Origin of the sequence: Marinimicrobium sp. UBA4509, from assembly GCF_002388575.1 — a bacterium.
Taxonomy (GTDB): Bacteria; Pseudomonadota; Gammaproteobacteria; order Pseudomonadales; family Cellvibrionaceae; genus Marinimicrobium; species Marinimicrobium koreense.
Genome location: NZ_DGMV01000032.1, coordinates 116085 through 132335 on the forward strand (window position 1 = coordinate 116085; position 16251 = coordinate 132335).

The window sequence follows — 16251 nt, forward strand, 5'->3', positions numbered from 1 at the left end:
ATAATGAGCGAGCACTCGTACACCCCACCCAAAGTCTGGACGCCAGACACATCGGCCGGCGGTAAATTCAGTGGCATCAACAGCCCCACTGCGGGGGCCCGATTCGAGCGAGCGCTACCGGTTGGTAAGCACCCACTGCAGCTCTATTCACTCGCAACACCCAACGGCGTAAAAGTGACCATCATGCTCGAAGAGCTGCTCGCTCGCGGAATTTCGGGAGCGGAGTACGACGCACACTACATCGACATCATGGAGCAGGATCAGTTCTCCAGTGGTTTTGTGGCGGTTAATCCCAATTCAAAGATACCGGCCATGGTCGACCACAGTACCGATCCGGTCACACGGGTATTTGAGTCCGGTTCGATTCTGCTTTACCTGGCTGACAAGTTTCGCGCATTTATTCCCGACAGCATCGCGGGCCGCACCGAGTGTCTCAACTGGCTATTTTGGCAGATGGGCAGCGCACCCTTGTTGGGCGGCGGGTTTGGGCATTTTTACGCCTACGCACCGGAGCCTTACGAGTACCCCATCAATCGTTTCACCATGGAGGTCAAACGGCAGTTGGACGTGCTTGATCGCGAGCTGGCGGACAAAACCTATTTGGCGGGAGAGCAGTACAGCATTGCGGACATGGCCATTTGGCCGTGGTATGGCGAACTGGTGTTGGGGCGCCTGTACGATGCCGGCGAGTTTTTATCGGTGGATGAGTATCGACACCTGAAGCGGTGGGCGCAGGCCATCGATCAACGGGAAGCCGTGCAGCGCGGGCGCAAAGTCAATCGCACCTGGGGCGAACCTCACGAGCAATTGCGCGAGCGCCACGACGCCGCGGATTTTGATGGGTAGGGATAACCGCCCCTAGAAAAACATTCCCGTTTCCAACTGAGCTTCTTCACTCATCATCTCGCGCGTCCAGGGTGGATCAAACACCAACTGGACGTCGCTGGAGTGGACATGGGGCACTTCCGCCAGGCGTCGCTTGATATCATCCACCAGCACATCGCCCATTCCGCAACCGGGTGCTGTTAGGGTCATTTCCACAAACACATGGCCGCGTGCCTGATCCACATCCATTTTATACACCAGGCCCAGGCTGACGATATTCACCGGAATTTCCGGATCGTACACCATGGACAGCGCCTTCCAGACCTGATCTTCATCGATGCGGCCGTCTTCACGCGCTTCAAACTCAAGCGCATTGGAAGTCAGACCGATGGCGTCGGCGTCTTTACCGTCGATACGAATCAGGTTGCCGTGGTACAGCAACGTGTAGCTGGCCCCTAATGCCTGGGTAATCGCCGCCTCGGCCCCTTTAGGAATCATCAGGTCATCACCGGAGGGCACCAGCTTGGCCGGGCACTCGCGTTCAAACTCCACCTCGCGCCCCTGGGCACTCTGGGGCTTCTTGGCGTTGGGGGCGCGGATGGTGATCTGCTTCTGCTCGCCTTTTTCCTGCAGGCCGATTTCCAGCCCCTTCAGGTAGGGCAGGCTGCGCTTGTCGAGAAACAGCTTCAGGTCACCCTCGTACACCTCCAGATCGGTTTCCGACTCCTCGCCCGGCCGGCAGTACGCCAGGCAGGTTTCGGCGCGAGGGGTGCCGGCTTCCACCACAAATATCCTGGCCGCATCCACACCCTGGCTGCTGAGCAGCTCAATCAGGTAATTGCGGGCGAGTTCGGAGATATGAAAACTGGGCTGCATAAGATGCTCTCTGAATACACATTATCAACAACCGTTATGCTACCATCAAAGTGAATAAAGCTAAATACCTGAGTAAAAAACTCAACTATTAACCACCGTCACTGTCCGGCGTTGAGGCTCTCCCATGCGGTTTTACCATCCACTGGCATTCTGGTTTGGGTGTGCCGGCATCACTCTGGGTGTGCTGTCGCACATTCCCATGTTTCTGCATGCCGCCCCCATGGGCTATCAGATGGCGGGCATGCCCATGAGCACCACGATGCTTATCGGCATGGCGCTGATCCCCCTCGGACTGCTGTGTTCCGCCTACGGCGTGGTGCCTCGGGTGAGCGAGCTGCGCCAACAGAGCGACCCGCACCTGCAATTCCATGTGGCCGACCAGGTACCGCTAAACGCGGAGCACTGGAAGTTGGTCATGGTTCTGATGATTGCCGTCACGGTGGACGTCATGAAGCCGGCCACGCTCGGCTTTGTCATGCCCGGCATGTCCATAGAATACGACCTGAACAGCCAGTCCGCTGGCGTCCTGGCAGTCGTCGCCCTGACCGGCACTACACTGGGGTCGATCTTCTGGGGTATGGCGGCGGACCGCTTTGGTCGACGAGCCGCGATTTTGCTCTCCGCGCTCATGTTCATCGGAACCGCAATTTGCGGCGCCATGCCCAGCTACAGCTGGAACCTCGCAATGTGCTTCCTCATGGGGCTATCGGCCGGGGGCTTGCTGCCCATTACCTTTGCCCTGATGGCGGAATCCGTGCCGGCCCGGCACCGAGGCTGGTTGCTGGTCGCACTGGGCGGACTGGGCACCACGGCGGGCTATCTGGCCGCCGCAGGATCCGCCACCCTTCTGGAGCCGCTGTTCAGCTGGCGCATTCTGTGGCTGCTCGGGTTGCCTACCGGGATGATCGTCATACTGTTGAATCGGTATATTCCGGAATCCCCTCGCTACCTGGCCAGTCGGGGCATGACCCACGAAGCTCGTCAGGTACTGACGCGGTTTAGTGGCGCCCAACACTCGGAGCAGAATGTGGTGGTCGAACCCGAGCCCGATACCGGCCACGCCACCCTCAAAGACCTGTTTCGCGCGCCCTACACCGGCATTACCTGGGGCTTGACCACCGCCGGCATAGCCTGGGGGCTCGTCAATTTCGGATTTCTTCTCTGGCTGCCCACCAACCTGTACAGCCTGGGGCTTGCCGAGCACGCCAACTCTCTGATCGCCAAGTCCGCGTTTTTTGCGCTGCCGGGCGTGGCACTGGTGATCTGGCTTTACCACCACTGGAGCTCCATCGGCACACTCACGCTGTTTACCTCCCTGACCGCTGCCGCCCTGGGGGTCTTCGCCCTGAGCGCCGCCATGGGCTGGCTGACAGTGGAAATACTGACCGCCTGCACCGCACTGCTGCTCATGAGTGCCAGTGGCATCATCGCCATGCTGATTCCATACGCCTCGGAGATTTATCCGGTGCATCTACGCGGCACCGGCTCAGGGTTGGTCGCCGCCAGCTCCAAACTGGGCGGCATCGCCGGTACCCTTCTGGGAGTCGCGGGTCTGATGGACTTTCTCTCCTGGTCCGCGCTGGTCATCGCGGCGCCGCTACTGCTGGCCGCAGCACTGCTGTTTATCGGTGGCATTGATACCCGCGGCCTGCGCCTGGAAGACGTGCGACATGCTTTGACCGCGAAACGCCGAAGATCCCAAACATACCGTTGACTTTTATTTTCGTTGGGGTAACCTCAAAGCAACGTCATTTTGAAAAACACAGGATTTTCGTGAACAACGTACTGGCGCAATTTCTGATGTGGAGGCTTGCCCCCATCTTCCCCTCTTAACCGAGTGCTAACGCTCAGCACTCGGGCATACCCTATTTTACTCACAACCGATTCATCCATCGCATTGTAGGCCAGGAGTCTGCCATGTGTAATTCTTCACGCCAGGAGCTGCTGGGCTCCTTGAGACGGCGTGCGCAAGATTTTTACATCACCCGCCCCTGGGGCATGGATATTGAGCCGGTCACGTTATCGTACTTATTTGATCTGGCTGGCAAACCAAACAACCTTGAAGCCGTTGATGTCGAAACCGTTTCGATCAACAGCGAGGTAGAACTGATTGACCTGCAGGAAAATCAGCCTTGCACCCTCGTGGTGGTGGCGCCCCAAGAGAGTGTTCCGGTCGAAGGCAGAGTGTCCTTTCTCTCTTCTCTTGGCGCCGCGCTCATGGGCCGCAAGCCGGGCGATACGGTTACCGTCAAGGTGTTTGGGTCAATCTTGAGATACCAGATCGCTGCGATCAGGTGACACACCTATTTACCGAGCCCCCGCGACGGCAGACGGCGGGGCGCTTAAAAAGACACTTTCAAGGGGGTGATTCAATTGCATGCTGGTTCGTGGCACTGCCACGTTGTCTATGCCGATGTGTGGTCAACCACACAAACAACCATCAGCTAGAGGACTACTCGCATGTCTCGAAACGAAAAGAAACAGGCAAAGCGCACACTGAAGGAAAAACGTGCGGAAAAACGCGACAAACGTCAAAACAACAGCAAAGAATAGTGTTACCGCCAAGGATGGCGCACTCTTTACCTAACATTACCATGAGGAATTTGTATGGCATCGAAACCCAAAATTACGTTGACCAAAGAAGTCTATGAGCGATTGTGGAAACTGTTGGAATCGGTTCCCGAGGACACCATCACCAATCAGTTGGAAGAAGAGCTGGAGCGGGCAAAAATTGTGACGCCGGCCAAGCTTCCGGACGATGTGGTGACCATGCACTCACAGGTGACGTTTACGGTTCAGTCGACCGGAAAGACGTTCACCTATACGCTGGTCTATCCCACCGAGCTGGATAACACGGAGAACAAATTGTCCATTTTGAGCCCCATTGGCAGCGCCATTATTGGCCTGAAACAAGGGCAGGAAATTGACTGGCCGATCAGTAAAACCCAGCGCACCACCGTGAAAGTTGAAGCGGTCAGCCGAGCAGACTGACGACCGGTGCCGAGCACCGATCGTCAGCTCGTTTGGCAGACCTCAGATAACACCAAAGGCCAACATGGCATCCGCCACTCGCCGGAAGCTGGCTATGTTGGCGCCCGCCACATAGTTGCCATCCAGATCAAACTCCCGAGCGGTGTCGTAACAGTCTCTATGAATGTTGGCCATGATCTGGCGCAGACGTTTTTCCGTGTGCTCAAATGTCCAGGAGTCACGACTGGCATTCTGCTGCATTTCCAGGGCCGATGTCGCCACGCCACCGGCGTTGGCCGCTTTGCCGGGGCCGTAGGCGACATTGTTTTCCATAAAGCAATCCACCGCCTCCGGCGTGCAGGGCATGTTGGCCCCCTCGGCAACCGCCAGACAACCGTTTTCGACCAGCGTCTGCGCGGCCTTCTCATCCAGTTCATTCTGGGTGGCACAGGGGAACGCCAGGTCGCAGGGAATATCCCAGATGTTTCCTTTGTCCCGATAGTCAGCCTCGCCATGTTGAGAGGCATACGCCTTGATCCGGTCGCGCTGCACCTCCTTGATTTCCTTCACCGTGTCCAGATCGATGCCCCGCTCGTCGTAAATCACTCCGCCGGAGTCAGAGCAGGCCACCACCTTGGCTCCCAACTGCTGCAACTTTTCAATTGCGTAAATCGCCACGTTGCCGGAGCCGGACACCACGCAGGTTTTTCCTTTCAGTGATTCGTTGCGCGCCTTGAGCATTTCCTCGGCAAAGTAAACCAGGCCGTAGCCGGTCGCCTCTTTACGAACCAGTGCGCCACCCCAGCTTGGGCTCTTGCCGGTCAGCACCCCGGACTCATAACAATTGGTAATGCGCTTGTACTGCCCGAAAAGGAAGCCGATTTCACGGGCACCGACACCAATATCCCCGGCCGGCACGTCGGTCATCTCGCCAATATGCCGGTATAGCTCGGTCATAAAACTCTGACAGAAACGCATAATTTCATTGTCGGATTTCCCCTTGGGATCGAAATCGGAGCCACCCTTACCACTGCCAATCGGCAGGCCGGTCAGGGCGTTTTTAAAGGTTTGCTCAAAGGCAAGAAATTTGATGGTCCCCAGCAGGACGCTGGGATGAAACCGCAGCCCACCTTTATAGGGCCCCAGCGCGCTGTTGAAACCAACCCGGAAGCCGCGGTTGATGTGAACCTCCCCGTCATCATCCTGCCAGGGCACCCGAAAAATGATCTGCCGTTCCGGTTCACAGATGCGCTCGATGATTTTCTGTTTGGCGTAATAAGGGCATTTTTCCAGCACGGGCGTCAGCGTTTCAATGACCTCCCAGACCGCCTGATGAAATTCAGTTTCCCCGGGGTTTCGGTTCTTGACCACGTCATAGATGGTATCTATACGCTCTTTGGCATTGACCATTCACTTCTCCCAAACCGTTAAGACAAAAAGGGCGGGCTGAGCCCGCCCTGTGGACGTGAAACACCAGCGTGTCAAACCTGCGGCTATTTATCGCCGCCACAGTGCCCGCAGCACACGCTGTCACCCTGATGCGCTTCAGCCATGGCCGTATCGGACTCAGCATAGGCGGGGGCCCAGGCTTTTTCCAGTCGGCCTTCGACTATCTGATCGGGTGCATCCGGGAAGAGTACGCCCTTGACCACCTGCCAGGTCACTGCCAGGGCGCCGACAATGAAAATCACATCGCCAATGGTGCGGACCCAACGCAGGGTTTCCAACAGCGGCGTCTGCATGAACGCTTCGCTGCGGGCATACCACAGGCCCTCAGAGGCACTGGCAACGAACTGGATGACGCCCACCGGCAACAGGCTGGTAAACAACATCAGCACCAGACCACCGTTCATCCACCAGAAGGCGGTTTTCATCACGCGCTCGTTGAACGCCATGTTCGGGCGAATGTAGCGGAGAATCAGCAGGCAGAAGCCCAGCGCCAGGAAGCCGTACACCCCGAACAAGGCGGCGTGTGCATGAGTGGGCGTGGTATTGAGCCCCTGTACGTAGTAGAGCGAGATGGGCGGGTTGATCATAAAGCCCAGCACGCCGGCGCCCAACATGTTCCAGAACGCCACGGCGACAAAAAACAGCAGCGGCCACTTGATGTTCTGCATCCAGGGAGCGCGGAACTTGAGCCGCCAGTTCTCCCAGGCTTCATAACCGAGCACCACCAGGGGCACAACTTCCAGCGCACTGAACGAGGCCCCTACCGCCATGACCGGTGTGGTGGTACCGGAGAAGTACAGATGGTGGAAGGTACCGGGCACGCCGCCGAGCATGAACAGTGACGCCGATGCCAGGGAGGCGGCGGTTGCCATGGGACGGGATACCAGGCCCATGCTGCAGAAAATGAAGGCCAGTGCGGCGGTGGCGAACACTTCAAAGAAGCCCTCTACCCACAGGTGCACGACCCACCAGCGCCAGTACTCCATGATGGAAATGTGGGTGCGCTCGCCGTAAGCCAGCCCGGCACCGTAAAACAGGCCGATGGCCACCACGGAGGCGGTCAACAACACCAACAGGTTTTTGTCGCCACCCTGCTTGAGGGCCGGCACGATGCCGCGCATCATCAGGAACAACCAGAAGGCGATGCCGGCAACTTTGAGAATCTGCCAGAAGCGGCCCAGGTCGACGTATTCATACCCCTGATGGCCCAGCATGAAGCTCCACTCGGCGGGCATCAGTTGGTTGATCGCCAGGAAGTTACCGGCAAAGGAACCCACCACCACGGCAATCAGCGCCCAGAACAGAATGTCCACGCCGAGCTTCTGATACTTCGGATCTTTGCCGCCGTTGATGACCGGCGCCAGGAACAGGCCCGCCGCCAGGAAGCCGGTGGCAATCCAGAACATGGCCGACTGAATGTGCCAGGTGCGCATCAGGGAGTAAGGAAGCCAGTCCGAGGTCTGGATACCGTAGAAGCCCTGCCCCTCAATGGTGTAGTGAGCCACGAACCCGCCCAGGAACACCTGCAGAGTGAACAGTCCCACCACCGCCAACAGGTATTTACCCAGGGCTTTCTGGGAAGGCGTCAGCGCAAAAGTGGTGATCGGGTCCTGCTTGGGCGCCTGTGGCTCCTCTTCGTCCTCTTTGCGCAGGAACGCCCAACCCCAGACCAGGCCACCGACACCGGCGATCAAAAGCACCACACTGGCGATGGACCAGACGATGTTCTCGGCGGTGGGCTTATTGTCGATCAGCGGCTCGTGGGGCCAGTTGTTGGTGTAGGTCGCTTCACCGGGGTAGCGCTCGGTGGCGGCGGCCCAGGCGGTCCAGAAGAAGAAATTGGTCATCTGATCCCGGCGCTCTTCGCTCGGCAGCGTGACCTCTTTCATGGCGTAGCTTTCCCGAGTGGGCTGCAACTCCGGGGCACCGCCGAACAGACGGCTGTAGTAATCCGCTGTCTGCGCCATCGCCTGAGCGCGTCGATCGGACACCACCAGGGTGTCGGTCTCCGCATCCCAGGTGTTGGTGCGATAGGCTTCCTTCAGCTCGTACTGAAGGGCATTCTGATCGCGCCCATCGAGCTCGTCATAACTGACACCGAAGTTGTCCTGAGCGGCCAACTCCAGCCAGGCCAGCAGCTCCCGGTGCAGCCAATCGGCGGTCCAGTCCGGCGCCTGATAGGCGCCGTGCCCCCAGATGGAGCCGAGCTGCATACCACCCACGGATTGCCAGGCGGTCTGACCGTCGAGAATACTGGTTTCGGTCATCAATGTCTGACCACTTTCGGTGACCACCTGATCCGGAATCGGCGGCGCCTTGCGGTACACCTCGACCCCAAAGTACCCCAACAAACCGAAGGTAACCGCCAATGTGCCAATCAGCGTCCACCATAATCTTTTGTACTTACCCATGTGCCGCGGCCCCCTGTCCGTCAATGCGATCAAAAAGAATGTTGTTTTCCAGATGGATGTGGTCCATCAAGTCCACCTCGAAGGTGGCCAGCCCCAGGTACAGGGCGCGCCAGGTATTGCAGGCGCCCACCGGCAGATTGATGCCCCGGGTCAGCTCGTGAATGCGCGCCAGCCCCTGGGCGTGCTCGTCGTGCTCATGGCGCATCATGCCGACCGGTCCGCCGGCCATCCCGAGCATGCCCCGGCTGATCATGGGGAACAGGATCTGCTCCTCCTTGGCCATGTGGTTTTCCAGCTCGGCCAGCAACCCCTCAAGATGGCTCGCCAGGCCGGACGGACACTCCGGGTGTCCGCCGTGTACCAGCTCAACGCGCTGACTTAACCGGATCAGCTCGGGCAGCTGCTCCCGGTGAACGTCGTGATAGCGGGTCAGAATGTGCTCGATCAGCTCGGCATTGTCGGCGTCCGCCCAGTCGCCCCGGGCACCATCGGCCTGGGCGTGCAGCCGGTCGAGCTCCGCGGTCAGTGCCTCGGCATCAACGCCCTTGCGCTCGACGGCCCGCGCGAGTGCTTGCTTACCCCCGCAGCAGAAATCCAGACCGTAACCGTGAAATACCCCGGTGGCCCCGGGTAATTCCCGGGCAATATCTCCCACCGATTGTGTCAGCCAATTCATAGGCAGCTCCCCTTGTGCGATGACCAGACAGGAATGAACCGGTTAAAAGGTTCATTTAAATTACTTCTTTAACAAAGAATAACGACCCAAGATAAAGATGTAAAATAAATTCATCTTTATGGGCGCCATCTACCCCTTCAGGGATAGTCGGCCTCCCCTGAATGGCATAGCGCGCATCATTCACTCCTACTCAGGGGTGGGAGGGTTGATTGAATACCTCCGCAAAAAGATATATTGTTAATGCATGTTTTGTTGGCGTGAGTATCCGAGGGTTTCCATGAGTCCCACCTCGATTTGGCGACACCCGCAGCGACTACCCTGGCTGTTGGTGACCTGGAGCGGCCTTGCACTGGGCGCGCTGGGCGCCCTATTACCCCTGCTACCCACCACACCGTTTCTGATTCTGGCGGCCTGGGCCGCCCCCAAAGGCTCACCCCGGCTGCACCGCTGGCTTTGCCACCACCCGCACTTCGGGCCGGCGCTGGAGGCCTGGCGCACCCGGAGAGCCATTCCCCGCCGGGGAAAGTGGTTGGCCTGCACGATGCTGACCGCCAGCCTGGTCTGGCTAATCATTTCCGGCGCAGCACCGACCGTGCTACTGGCGTTGACAGTACTGTTCTGCGCCATTGCCACCTTTTTATGGAGCCGGCCCGACGCCTGATCCGTCGGCTCAGCGAACGAGGAAATCTGAACATGTCGCAACCATCGGCCCTCTTTTCTTATGCATTCCGGCCATTTTTCATTTTGGCGGGGGTGTACGCCATCGCCATCATCCTGGCGTGGATTGGTTTTCTCTTTGGCGGCTGGCCCCTGCCTCTGGGCTGGTCCCCGCTGCAGTGGCACAGCCACGAGATGATCTACGGGTTCGTCAGCGCCCCCATTGCCGGGTTTCTGCTCACCGCCATGTGCAACTGGACCGGTGCCCCACCCCTGCGCGGCGCCGGCCTGATAGCCCTGGTGGTACTCTGGCTCGCCGGGCGGGCGGTGTTCTGGTTTGCGGGCTGGTTGCCGGGCTGGCTGGTCGCGGTGGTCGATCTCGCCTTTTTGCCCGTGGTGGCGCTCTATGCCGGGCGAGTCCTGCTGCGCTACGGCAACAAGCGCAACCTGATTCTGGTGGCCGTGTTGGCGGCGCTGACGACGGGCAACCTGCTGATGCACCTGGGCTTTATGAACGGTGGTGTGGGCCTACTCAAACTGGGCCAAGGTCTGGGCCTGGATGTGATTACTCTGATGATTGTGGTCATCGCCGGACGCATCACCCCGGCCTTCACCGCCAATTGGCTGAAGATGCATGGCGGACGCCCGGAGCGGGTCACGCAGTCGGCGCATGTCACTCAGTGGGCGCTGGCAAGTGTGTTGGCACTCACTCTGGTAGCCCTTTTGCCATTGCCGCTCTGGGTCGAAGGCGCCGTGGCCCTGCTGGCCGCCACTGTCAACGGCGTACGTCTTTACCAGTGGTCCGGCTGGCAGACCCGACGCGAACCCCTGCTGTGGATTCTGCACCTGGCCTATGGCTGGATTGTGGTTGCTCTGGCGCTGCGCGGCCTGGGCGCCTTCCTGCCCGCGCTGTCGGACTCCCTGTGGCAACACGCCCTCGCCGTGGGCGGCGTTGCCACACTGATTCTCGGGGTAATGAGCCGGGTGGCCATGGGCCACACCGGGCGGCCTCTCACCCTGCGTCCCTTCGGCCGGCTGATGTACGCCGCGATCATTGCCGCCACGGTGTTTCGGCTGCTGGCCGCCAACCAGTGGCTGGACTACCGGATCGGGGTCACCCTGTCCGCCCTGGCCTGGATTCTGGCGTTTGCCTTGTTTGTGGTACTTTATGCGCCGATACTGTGGCAGCCCCGGGCCGACGGCCGCCCCGGCTAACGAGGTCAACCATGCATATTACCCGCTATACCGATTACTCCCTGCGCGTACTGATGTACGTTGCGCTCAAGGGCGACGAACTGTCGACCATCCGGGAAATTGCCGAGAGTTACGACATTTCCAAGAATCACCTGATGAAGGTGGTGCAGGAGCTGAACAGCAAGGGCTACCTGCACGCCATTCGCGGTAAAAACGGCGGCCTCCGCCTGCGGGGCGATCCCAAGGACATCAATCTGGGCGAGCTGGTCCGCAGTACCGAACAGGATCTGTCGCTGGTGGAGTGCTTCAGCGCCGGAAACCACTGCGTACTGACCCCGGCCTGTCGCCTGAAGGGCATCTTCGCCGAATCCCTGAATGCCTTTTTCAGCGTACTCGATGGCTACACCCTGGCCGATCTGGTCGATCCGGCCCAGACGCCGACCATGAAGCAGGTGTTACAGATCGCGTGACCCCCAAGGGTCCGGTGGGAAGTGCTAAACTGCGCTCCATGAGCTACGACATCGTTTTCAAACGCGTTTACGAACCCGTCGAGCGCACCGATGGTGCCCGTGTACTGGTGGATCGCCTCTGGCCGCGAGGGAAGCGCCGGGACGACCTGCAACTGACCGAGTGGTACCGCAACGCCTCCCCCTCTCCCGCCCTGCGGCGCGCCTGGCATCAGGGCGATATCGACCAGCAGCGCTTTGCCAAAGACTACCAGAGCGAGCTGGACGATGACCCGGACGCACTCACGCCACTGATGCGCCACGCCCGTCGCGGCCGCCTGAGCCTGTTGACCGCCACCCGCAACCCCGAGCAGTCTCACCTGCCCATCCTGCGCAAGGCCCTGCTGGACCAGCTGGCGCGGGAAGACGAACAGGCCGATGGCCGCGAGCCCAGCTCACCCACTTGCTATGAACGCTAGCAAGCACTCACCCACAAAGGCTGAATGATTTGATGATCGACGCCCCCGGCCGCGCCTACCACGACGGTTCACAGCACGCTCTGGTCCAGCCCGCCCTGGCCGACGCCTTTCAGTTCCGGTGGTTTGATCCCGCCGCCTGGGGCGCTTCGGCCGAGCCGGTCGGCAGCGGTGGCCGGGGCGCCGCCTGGTTTCTCGACGGTGACCTGGGCCGGTGGGTCCTGCGGCATTATCGCCGCGGCGGTCTTCCCGGCAAACTGCTGGATGACCGCTACGTCTACCTCGGCTCGTCCCGGGTCCGAGCCCTCAGGGAGTTTTCCCTGCTCCAGTCACTCAGCGCCCAGGGGCTGCCCGTTCCCACCCCCATCGCCGCCTGGTACGAACGTAAAGGACTCACCTACCGGGCGGCCTTGATCATCGAGCGGCTGGAGGATACCCAATCGCTGCTGAGCCTCGACCAAACCGGGCACCCTCCTCTCTGGGAGGCGGCGGGACGCTGCATTCGGCGCTTTCATGACGCCGGGGTTTACCACGCCGACCTCAATGCCACCAATATTCTGGTCCGCCCGAGCTCGGGCGAGGTCTTTCTGATCGATTTCGACCGCGGCGTTCAACACGCCAGCCATACCGCTGACGCGCCCTGGAAGGCCGCCAACCTGGCCCGCCTCGAGCGTGGCGTCCACAAGCATTGGAGTGCCGGCACCGACAACACGCCGGAACCCTTTCTCAAAGCGCTGAAGCAGGGCTATGCCTGACGGTCAGCGGTCATCTACACCATGATTCTGGCGGGCAGCGCCGCCTGTGCCGTGATAGAATGCCGCGGTTTTTTGATCCGAATGGCGCACCTTATGTTTGACGCACTCCGCCTCGCTTTTTATCGTCTGGCCGCCAAAGGCTGGGTCCCGGCCCGCTGGTTCGAGCCGGACCTGCCACCGGTGGCCGCGCGGACGGCGAAGACCGGGCCGCTGGATCTGGAGATCGTCAGCCACTGCTGGAATTACTCGCATTTCCTGGCCTATCAATTGAGCTCTCTGGTGCTGTTCCCGCCCACCAGACTGAACGTCACCATGACCGTGTTCTACGCCCCCGAGGACACCCGGACCGCGCAACTGCTGGAGTTCTTTTCCACCCAGTCGGTACCCGGTGTCACCTGGAACTGGCGGGCACTGCCACGGCAGGAGCTGTTCCGCCGGGGCATAGGCCGAAACCGGGCGGCACTGGAAACCCGGGCCGACTGGGTGTGGTTCACCGACTGCGATCTGATGTTCCGCGACGACTGCCTGGATACCCTGGCCGAATTGCTTCAGGGGCGCCAAGACGCGCTGATCTTCCCCGAAGAGGAGCGCACCACGGATCTGCTGGCCGAAGACAATCCCATGCTCACCGCGGCCCATGAGCCAGCGGTATTGGACATCGACACCGGCTCATTTACGGTCAAGCGCCCCTCCAAGGCGACTGGACCGCTGCAGATCGCCCACGGGGATGTCTGCCGGGCGGTCGGTTACTGTCGCCACATTGCCCTGTATCAGCAGCCCAGTGAGCAGTTCGCCAAGTGCCACGAAGACCGCGCTTTTCGCTGGCTGGTACAGAGTCAGGGCGAGCCGCTGCCCATTCCGAGCGTGTACCGTATTCGGCACATCAGCAAAGGGCGCTACACGGGCAGCAAGGCCAACACCGGGGTACGCACCGCGCTGCGTCGCCTTCAGTCGCGCCTGAGGGACGGCAACGGATGACGGCCGCCATCCCGTCCAACCCCATTCTGTTGACCCCGACCTGGGCCGGAGATCTGGAGCACTTCCGTCTGCTCCGGGCCTCTCTGGCGCGCTCCCCCCTGGCGGGGCTGAAACACCACGTCGTGGTACAGACCGAAGATCGGCACCTCTTCGAAGCCTACGCCGAAGCGCCCAATGTGGTGCTGCGAACCACCGCCGAGGTACTGCCAGCGGACGTAGAGCGCGAACGCATCAAGGCGCGTCACATCAGCGCCCGCACCGGCCGCCACCTGACCCGTATCAGCGGCAGCCTGCGCCGGACCCTGGGCTGGCCGCGCTGGCCCGCCTATACCGGCTGGCATACGCAGCAGCTGTGCAAACTCGCGGTGGCCAGTGAAGCGGGCCACGACACCACCATCGTTCTGGACTCCGATGTGGTGGTCACGCCCTCGGCCCAACTGGATGACTTTCAGACCGCCGACGCGGTGGTGTGCTTCGCCCAGTGGCAGCCACTGGGGGAGTTGAGCGGGAAAGTACGCAAGTGGGTGGACAACGCCGCCAAGCTGACCGGGCCCCGAAAACTGACCGAAGATCAGCCGGTCAATACCTATTTCGACACCCCTTTCGTATTCGACGGGGCCGCCGTGAATGGCATGCTCCAACATCTGGAGCAACAAAGCGGCCGCCCCTGGTGGCAACACCTGCTGAACCAACCGCCCAGACGCTGGTCGGAATTCGGGTTATACAAACAGTATCTCGCTCAGCACGAGACGCGCCCCGTGCAGTGGCGGGCTCCGGATGTGATGCACTATATCTTTGACACCCGCGATGCCACGGCCGTGGTGCAGCAAGTCAAGGCGCTGTTCGAGCGCCCTGACGTTCACTATATTACCCTTCACTCCCAGAGCAGCGGCAAGCACGACTGGAATGCCCGCGACTTCACGGACCTGTTGCTAGAATGGATCACCACGCAATGACACCCAGTGCTCACGAGCAAACGACTTCCGGCTATCAGCGCCGCCTGCCGACCCTGTTTTTGATCTGGGTTGCCCTGTCGGCCATCTCCCCGCACCCGGACCTTTTCAAGGCCTGGTTCCACCTGGCGCTCGGCTTACCGGTACTGGTTTTTTTCAGCATGGGGCGGCTGCGCATTGATACCGGTGACGCCCTGCTACGTCTGTGCGCGGGCTTTTTACTCTACGTAGCCGCCAGCTCACTGATCGTCAGCCAGGCGAGTGGCGCAGAGCACATCCAGGCCCTGCGTTGGAGTTTTGAAACCGCATTGCTGGTCTTGGTGCTCTTGGCGGCACTGCCGCGCATTTTGGAAACCCCCCTGTTCCTCGGGCGCTTCATTCTCTCCTGCGTCGTGCTCGGCAGCCTGTCCGCGCTGGTCATTTTTGGCGGCTTCCATCACTTTTCAGGACGACTGCATGGAATTGGCGCCTTGTATCAGCCCATTGAAGGGGTCTCCGTGCTGATTATGTATTTGTGCATTGGCGCCTTTCTTCTATGGCACGAACGGCAGGCAATCAACCGAAAGGATCTGGCGCTACTGTTCGCAGCACTCATTCTAACCTGCAGTTGCACCTTGCTCTCGGGGAGCCGGGGACCGACCCTCGCGCTGGCGGTGATCATCCTCTATACCTTGCTTGTCAGCGCCGTGCTTCACCGCCACTGGAAGCTGCTCCTGATTGCCTTTTTCAGTTTAACTGCCGCTCTGGCCGGCGTACTGTCGCTCTACGGTTTCAATGAGTTCGTCCAGTTCATGGCCGAGCGAGGCACCTCTTACCGACTCCTATTATGGACGGCCCACCTGGAACACCTTCCCGCCTCACTGCTGTTCGGGCATGGTGCCGCCACTGATCTCGAAACCACCAAAGCGGGCCTGCTCATATACGCTCAGTCCCGGCTGGGTACCGCACAACCCCACAACCTGTTCCTCGGCACCTTTATACAAACGGGTCTGATCGGGTTAGGCTTTTTACTGGCGCTACTCGGTTTGGTGCTGAGCGCCATTTATCGAGCCAACACCACGAAAGCCGCCAAAGTTTACTTGCTTGGCATTATCGGCACCATTGTCATGCTCGTGATCACCAATACCTACACCTTGGTCATTTCCGTTAAAACGATGTGGCTATACACTTGGTTACCCCTGATTTTTGTTTGGGTCTGGAGCCGACAACTGCCTAGCTGGCCCCGCGTTGACCCAACGGCTGATCTGAGCCATGGCGGCACAGCCCCAGGCGAGTAAGCTCTGTCCCACTGACGAGATTCCTATGACCGATCAGATATCTGACATTTCCGTCGCATTCTGTATATTTTCTTTCAACCGGGCACAGTTCTTAGAAAACTGTGTGGATTCTATACGCAAGTGCGCGCCTTACGCCGACATTTTAATATTCGACGACGAGAGTACCGACCCGCTCACCCAGTCTTACCTGGAGCGAATACGGGAGACGGTCACAATCGTGCAACCTGCAATCAAAGGAAGGATCAAGCACGGCGGACTTTATCACAACATGCAGTCCGCCCTGGAGGCAACGCAACACTATTCCCTGG

17 protein-coding genes are annotated in these 16251 nt (G+C 59.8%); 13 read left to right on the forward strand and 4 right to left on the reverse strand.

Annotated features, from left to right (window positions below):
- Window positions 1–3: 3 nt before the first annotated feature.
- The gene (yghU, locus tag B3520_RS04545; protein ID WP_286804375.1) at window positions 4–846 is read left to right on the forward strand and encodes a glutathione-dependent disulfide-bond oxidoreductase; all 843 of its coding nucleotides are present in this window, start codon (window positions 4–6) and stop codon (window positions 844–846) included.
- Between the two features lie 12 nt (window positions 847–858).
- On the opposite strand, the gene sufT is transcribed toward yghU, so the two are convergent.
- Complete coding sequence (sufT, locus tag B3520_RS04550) at window positions 859–1377, reverse strand: putative Fe-S cluster assembly protein SufT (protein WP_286804395.1); 519 nt, start codon at window positions 1375–1377, stop codon at window positions 859–861.
- A gap of 448 nt (window positions 1378–1825) precedes the next feature.
- On the opposite strand from sufT, the gene B3520_RS04555 reads away from it, so the two are divergent.
- The 3 genes from B3520_RS04555 to rnk all read left to right on the forward strand — a co-directional run bounded on the left by B3520_RS04555 (window position 1826) and on the right by rnk (window position 4692).
- The gene (locus B3520_RS04555; RefSeq protein ID WP_286804376.1) at window positions 1826–3415 is read left to right on the forward strand and encodes an MFS transporter; all 1590 of its coding nucleotides are present in this window, start codon (window positions 1826–1828) and stop codon (window positions 3413–3415) included.
- A 203-nt stretch (window positions 3416–3618) separates the two neighbouring features.
- The gene (locus B3520_RS04560; protein ID WP_286804377.1) at window positions 3619–3999 is read left to right on the forward strand and encodes a GreA/GreB family elongation factor; all 381 of its coding nucleotides are present in this window, start codon (window positions 3619–3621) and stop codon (window positions 3997–3999) included.
- A 309-nt stretch (window positions 4000–4308) separates the two neighbouring features.
- Entirely contained in the window at window positions 4309–4692 is a 384-nt protein-coding gene (gene rnk / locus B3520_RS04565) for a nucleoside diphosphate kinase regulator (protein ID WP_286804378.1), read from the forward strand.
- 42 nt (window positions 4693–4734) lie between these two features.
- On the opposite strand, the gene gdhA is transcribed toward rnk, so the two are convergent.
- The 3 genes from gdhA to ytfE form a co-directional block, all read right to left on the reverse strand.
- On the reverse strand, window positions 4735–6081 hold the full coding sequence (gdhA, locus tag B3520_RS04570; RefSeq protein WP_024461252.1) for an NADP-specific glutamate dehydrogenase: 1347 nt from the start codon (window positions 6079–6081) through the stop codon (window positions 4735–4737).
- Between the two features lie 83 nt (window positions 6082–6164).
- A complete protein-coding gene (locus tag B3520_RS04575; RefSeq protein WP_286804379.1) occupies window positions 6165–8531 on the reverse strand; it encodes a nitric-oxide reductase large subunit in 2367 nt (788 codons plus the stop codon).
- Window positions 8524–9207 carry an iron-sulfur cluster repair protein YtfE gene (gene ytfE, locus B3520_RS04580; RefSeq protein WP_286804380.1) on the reverse strand — a complete coding sequence of 228 codons (684 nt, stop codon included), beginning with the start codon at window positions 9205–9207 and terminating at the stop codon, window positions 8524–8526. Before ytfE ends, B3520_RS04575 begins: the two co-directional genes overlap by 8 nt.
- A gap of 277 nt (window positions 9208–9484) precedes the next feature.
- Between ytfE and B3520_RS04585 the strand changes: the two genes are divergently transcribed.
- From B3520_RS04585 to B3520_RS04625, 9 genes are all read left to right on the forward strand, one after another.
- Complete coding sequence (locus tag B3520_RS04585) at window positions 9485–9868, forward strand: YbaN family protein (protein ID WP_286804381.1); 384 nt, start codon at window positions 9485–9487, stop codon at window positions 9866–9868.
- 32 nt (window positions 9869–9900) lie between these two features.
- Window positions 9901–11079 carry an NnrS family protein gene (locus tag B3520_RS04590; protein ID WP_286804382.1) on the forward strand — a complete coding sequence of 393 codons (1179 nt, stop codon included), beginning with the start codon at window positions 9901–9903 and terminating at the stop codon, window positions 11077–11079.
- An 11-nt stretch (window positions 11080–11090) separates the two neighbouring features.
- Window positions 11091–11528 (forward strand): RrF2 family transcriptional regulator, encoded by a 438-nt coding sequence (locus tag B3520_RS04595; protein WP_265365910.1) that lies wholly within the window; start codon window positions 11091–11093, stop codon window positions 11526–11528.
- Window positions 11525–11983: a DUF488 domain-containing protein gene (locus B3520_RS04600; RefSeq protein ID WP_286875495.1), complete on the forward strand. Its 459-nt coding sequence runs from the start codon at window positions 11525–11527 to the stop codon at window positions 11981–11983. The genes B3520_RS04595 and B3520_RS04600 overlap by 4 nt, the downstream gene beginning before the upstream one ends.
- A 32-nt stretch (window positions 11984–12015) precedes the next feature.
- Window positions 12016–12735 carry a 3-deoxy-D-manno-octulosonic acid kinase gene (locus B3520_RS04605; RefSeq protein ID WP_286804384.1) on the forward strand — a complete coding sequence of 240 codons (720 nt, stop codon included), beginning with the start codon at window positions 12016–12018 and terminating at the stop codon, window positions 12733–12735.
- Window positions 12736–12828: 93 nt separating this feature from the next.
- Window positions 12829–13713, forward strand: coding sequence for a glycosyltransferase family A protein (locus B3520_RS04610; RefSeq protein WP_286804385.1), 885 nt, complete (start codon window positions 12829–12831; stop codon window positions 13711–13713).
- Window positions 13710–14669, forward strand: a complete 960-nt coding sequence (locus B3520_RS04615; RefSeq protein WP_286804386.1) for a DUF6492 family protein — start codon at window positions 13710–13712, stop codon at window positions 14667–14669. Before B3520_RS04610 ends, B3520_RS04615 begins: the two co-directional genes overlap by 4 nt.
- A complete protein-coding gene (locus B3520_RS04620; RefSeq protein ID WP_286804387.1) occupies window positions 14666–15943 on the forward strand; it encodes an O-antigen ligase family protein in 1278 nt (425 codons plus the stop codon). The genes B3520_RS04615 and B3520_RS04620 overlap by 4 nt, the downstream gene beginning before the upstream one ends.
- 25 nt (window positions 15944–15968) lie before the next feature.
- Window positions 15969–16251 (forward strand): glycosyltransferase family 2 protein (locus tag B3520_RS04625; RefSeq protein ID WP_286875497.1); only part of this gene is annotated, 283 nt, incomplete at its 3' end.

Excerpts from the sequence above, each read along its gene's own strand:
- yghU (WP_286804375.1), top strand. The coding sequence starts at position 4 with ATGAGCGAGCACTCGTACACCCCACCCAAAGTCTGGACGCCAGACACA.
- B3520_RS04555 (WP_286804376.1), top strand. The coding sequence starts at position 1,826 with ATGCGGTTTTACCATCCACTGGCATTCTGGTTTGGGTGTGCCGGCATC.
- B3520_RS04560 (WP_286804377.1), top strand. The coding sequence starts at position 3,619 with ATGTGTAATTCTTCACGCCAGGAGCTGCTGGGCTCCTTGAGACGGCGT.
- rnk (WP_286804378.1), top strand. The coding sequence starts at position 4,309 with ATGGCATCGAAACCCAAAATTACGTTGACCAAAGAAGTCTATGAGCGA.
- gdhA (WP_024461252.1), bottom strand. The coding sequence starts at position 6,081 with ATGGTCAATGCCAAAGAGCGTATAGATACCATCTATGACGTGGTCAAG.
- B3520_RS04575 (WP_286804379.1), bottom strand. The coding sequence starts at position 8,531 with ATGGGTAAGTACAAAAGATTATGGTGGACGCTGATTGGCACATTGGCG.
- ytfE (WP_286804380.1), bottom strand. The coding sequence starts at position 9,207 with ATGAATTGGCTGACACAATCGGTGGGAGATATTGCCCGGGAATTACCC.
- B3520_RS04585 (WP_286804381.1), top strand. The coding sequence starts at position 9,485 with ATGAGTCCCACCTCGATTTGGCGACACCCGCAGCGACTACCCTGGCTG.
- B3520_RS04590 (WP_286804382.1), top strand. The coding sequence starts at position 9,901 with ATGTCGCAACCATCGGCCCTCTTTTCTTATGCATTCCGGCCATTTTTC.
- B3520_RS04595 (WP_265365910.1), top strand. The coding sequence starts at position 11,091 with ATGCATATTACCCGCTATACCGATTACTCCCTGCGCGTACTGATGTAC.
- B3520_RS04605 (WP_286804384.1), top strand. The coding sequence starts at position 12,016 with ATGATCGACGCCCCCGGCCGCGCCTACCACGACGGTTCACAGCACGCT.
- B3520_RS04610 (WP_286804385.1), top strand. The coding sequence starts at position 12,829 with ATGTTTGACGCACTCCGCCTCGCTTTTTATCGTCTGGCCGCCAAAGGC.
- B3520_RS04615 (WP_286804386.1), top strand. The coding sequence starts at position 13,710 with ATGACGGCCGCCATCCCGTCCAACCCCATTCTGTTGACCCCGACCTGG.
- B3520_RS04620 (WP_286804387.1), top strand. The coding sequence starts at position 14,666 with ATGACACCCAGTGCTCACGAGCAAACGACTTCCGGCTATCAGCGCCGC.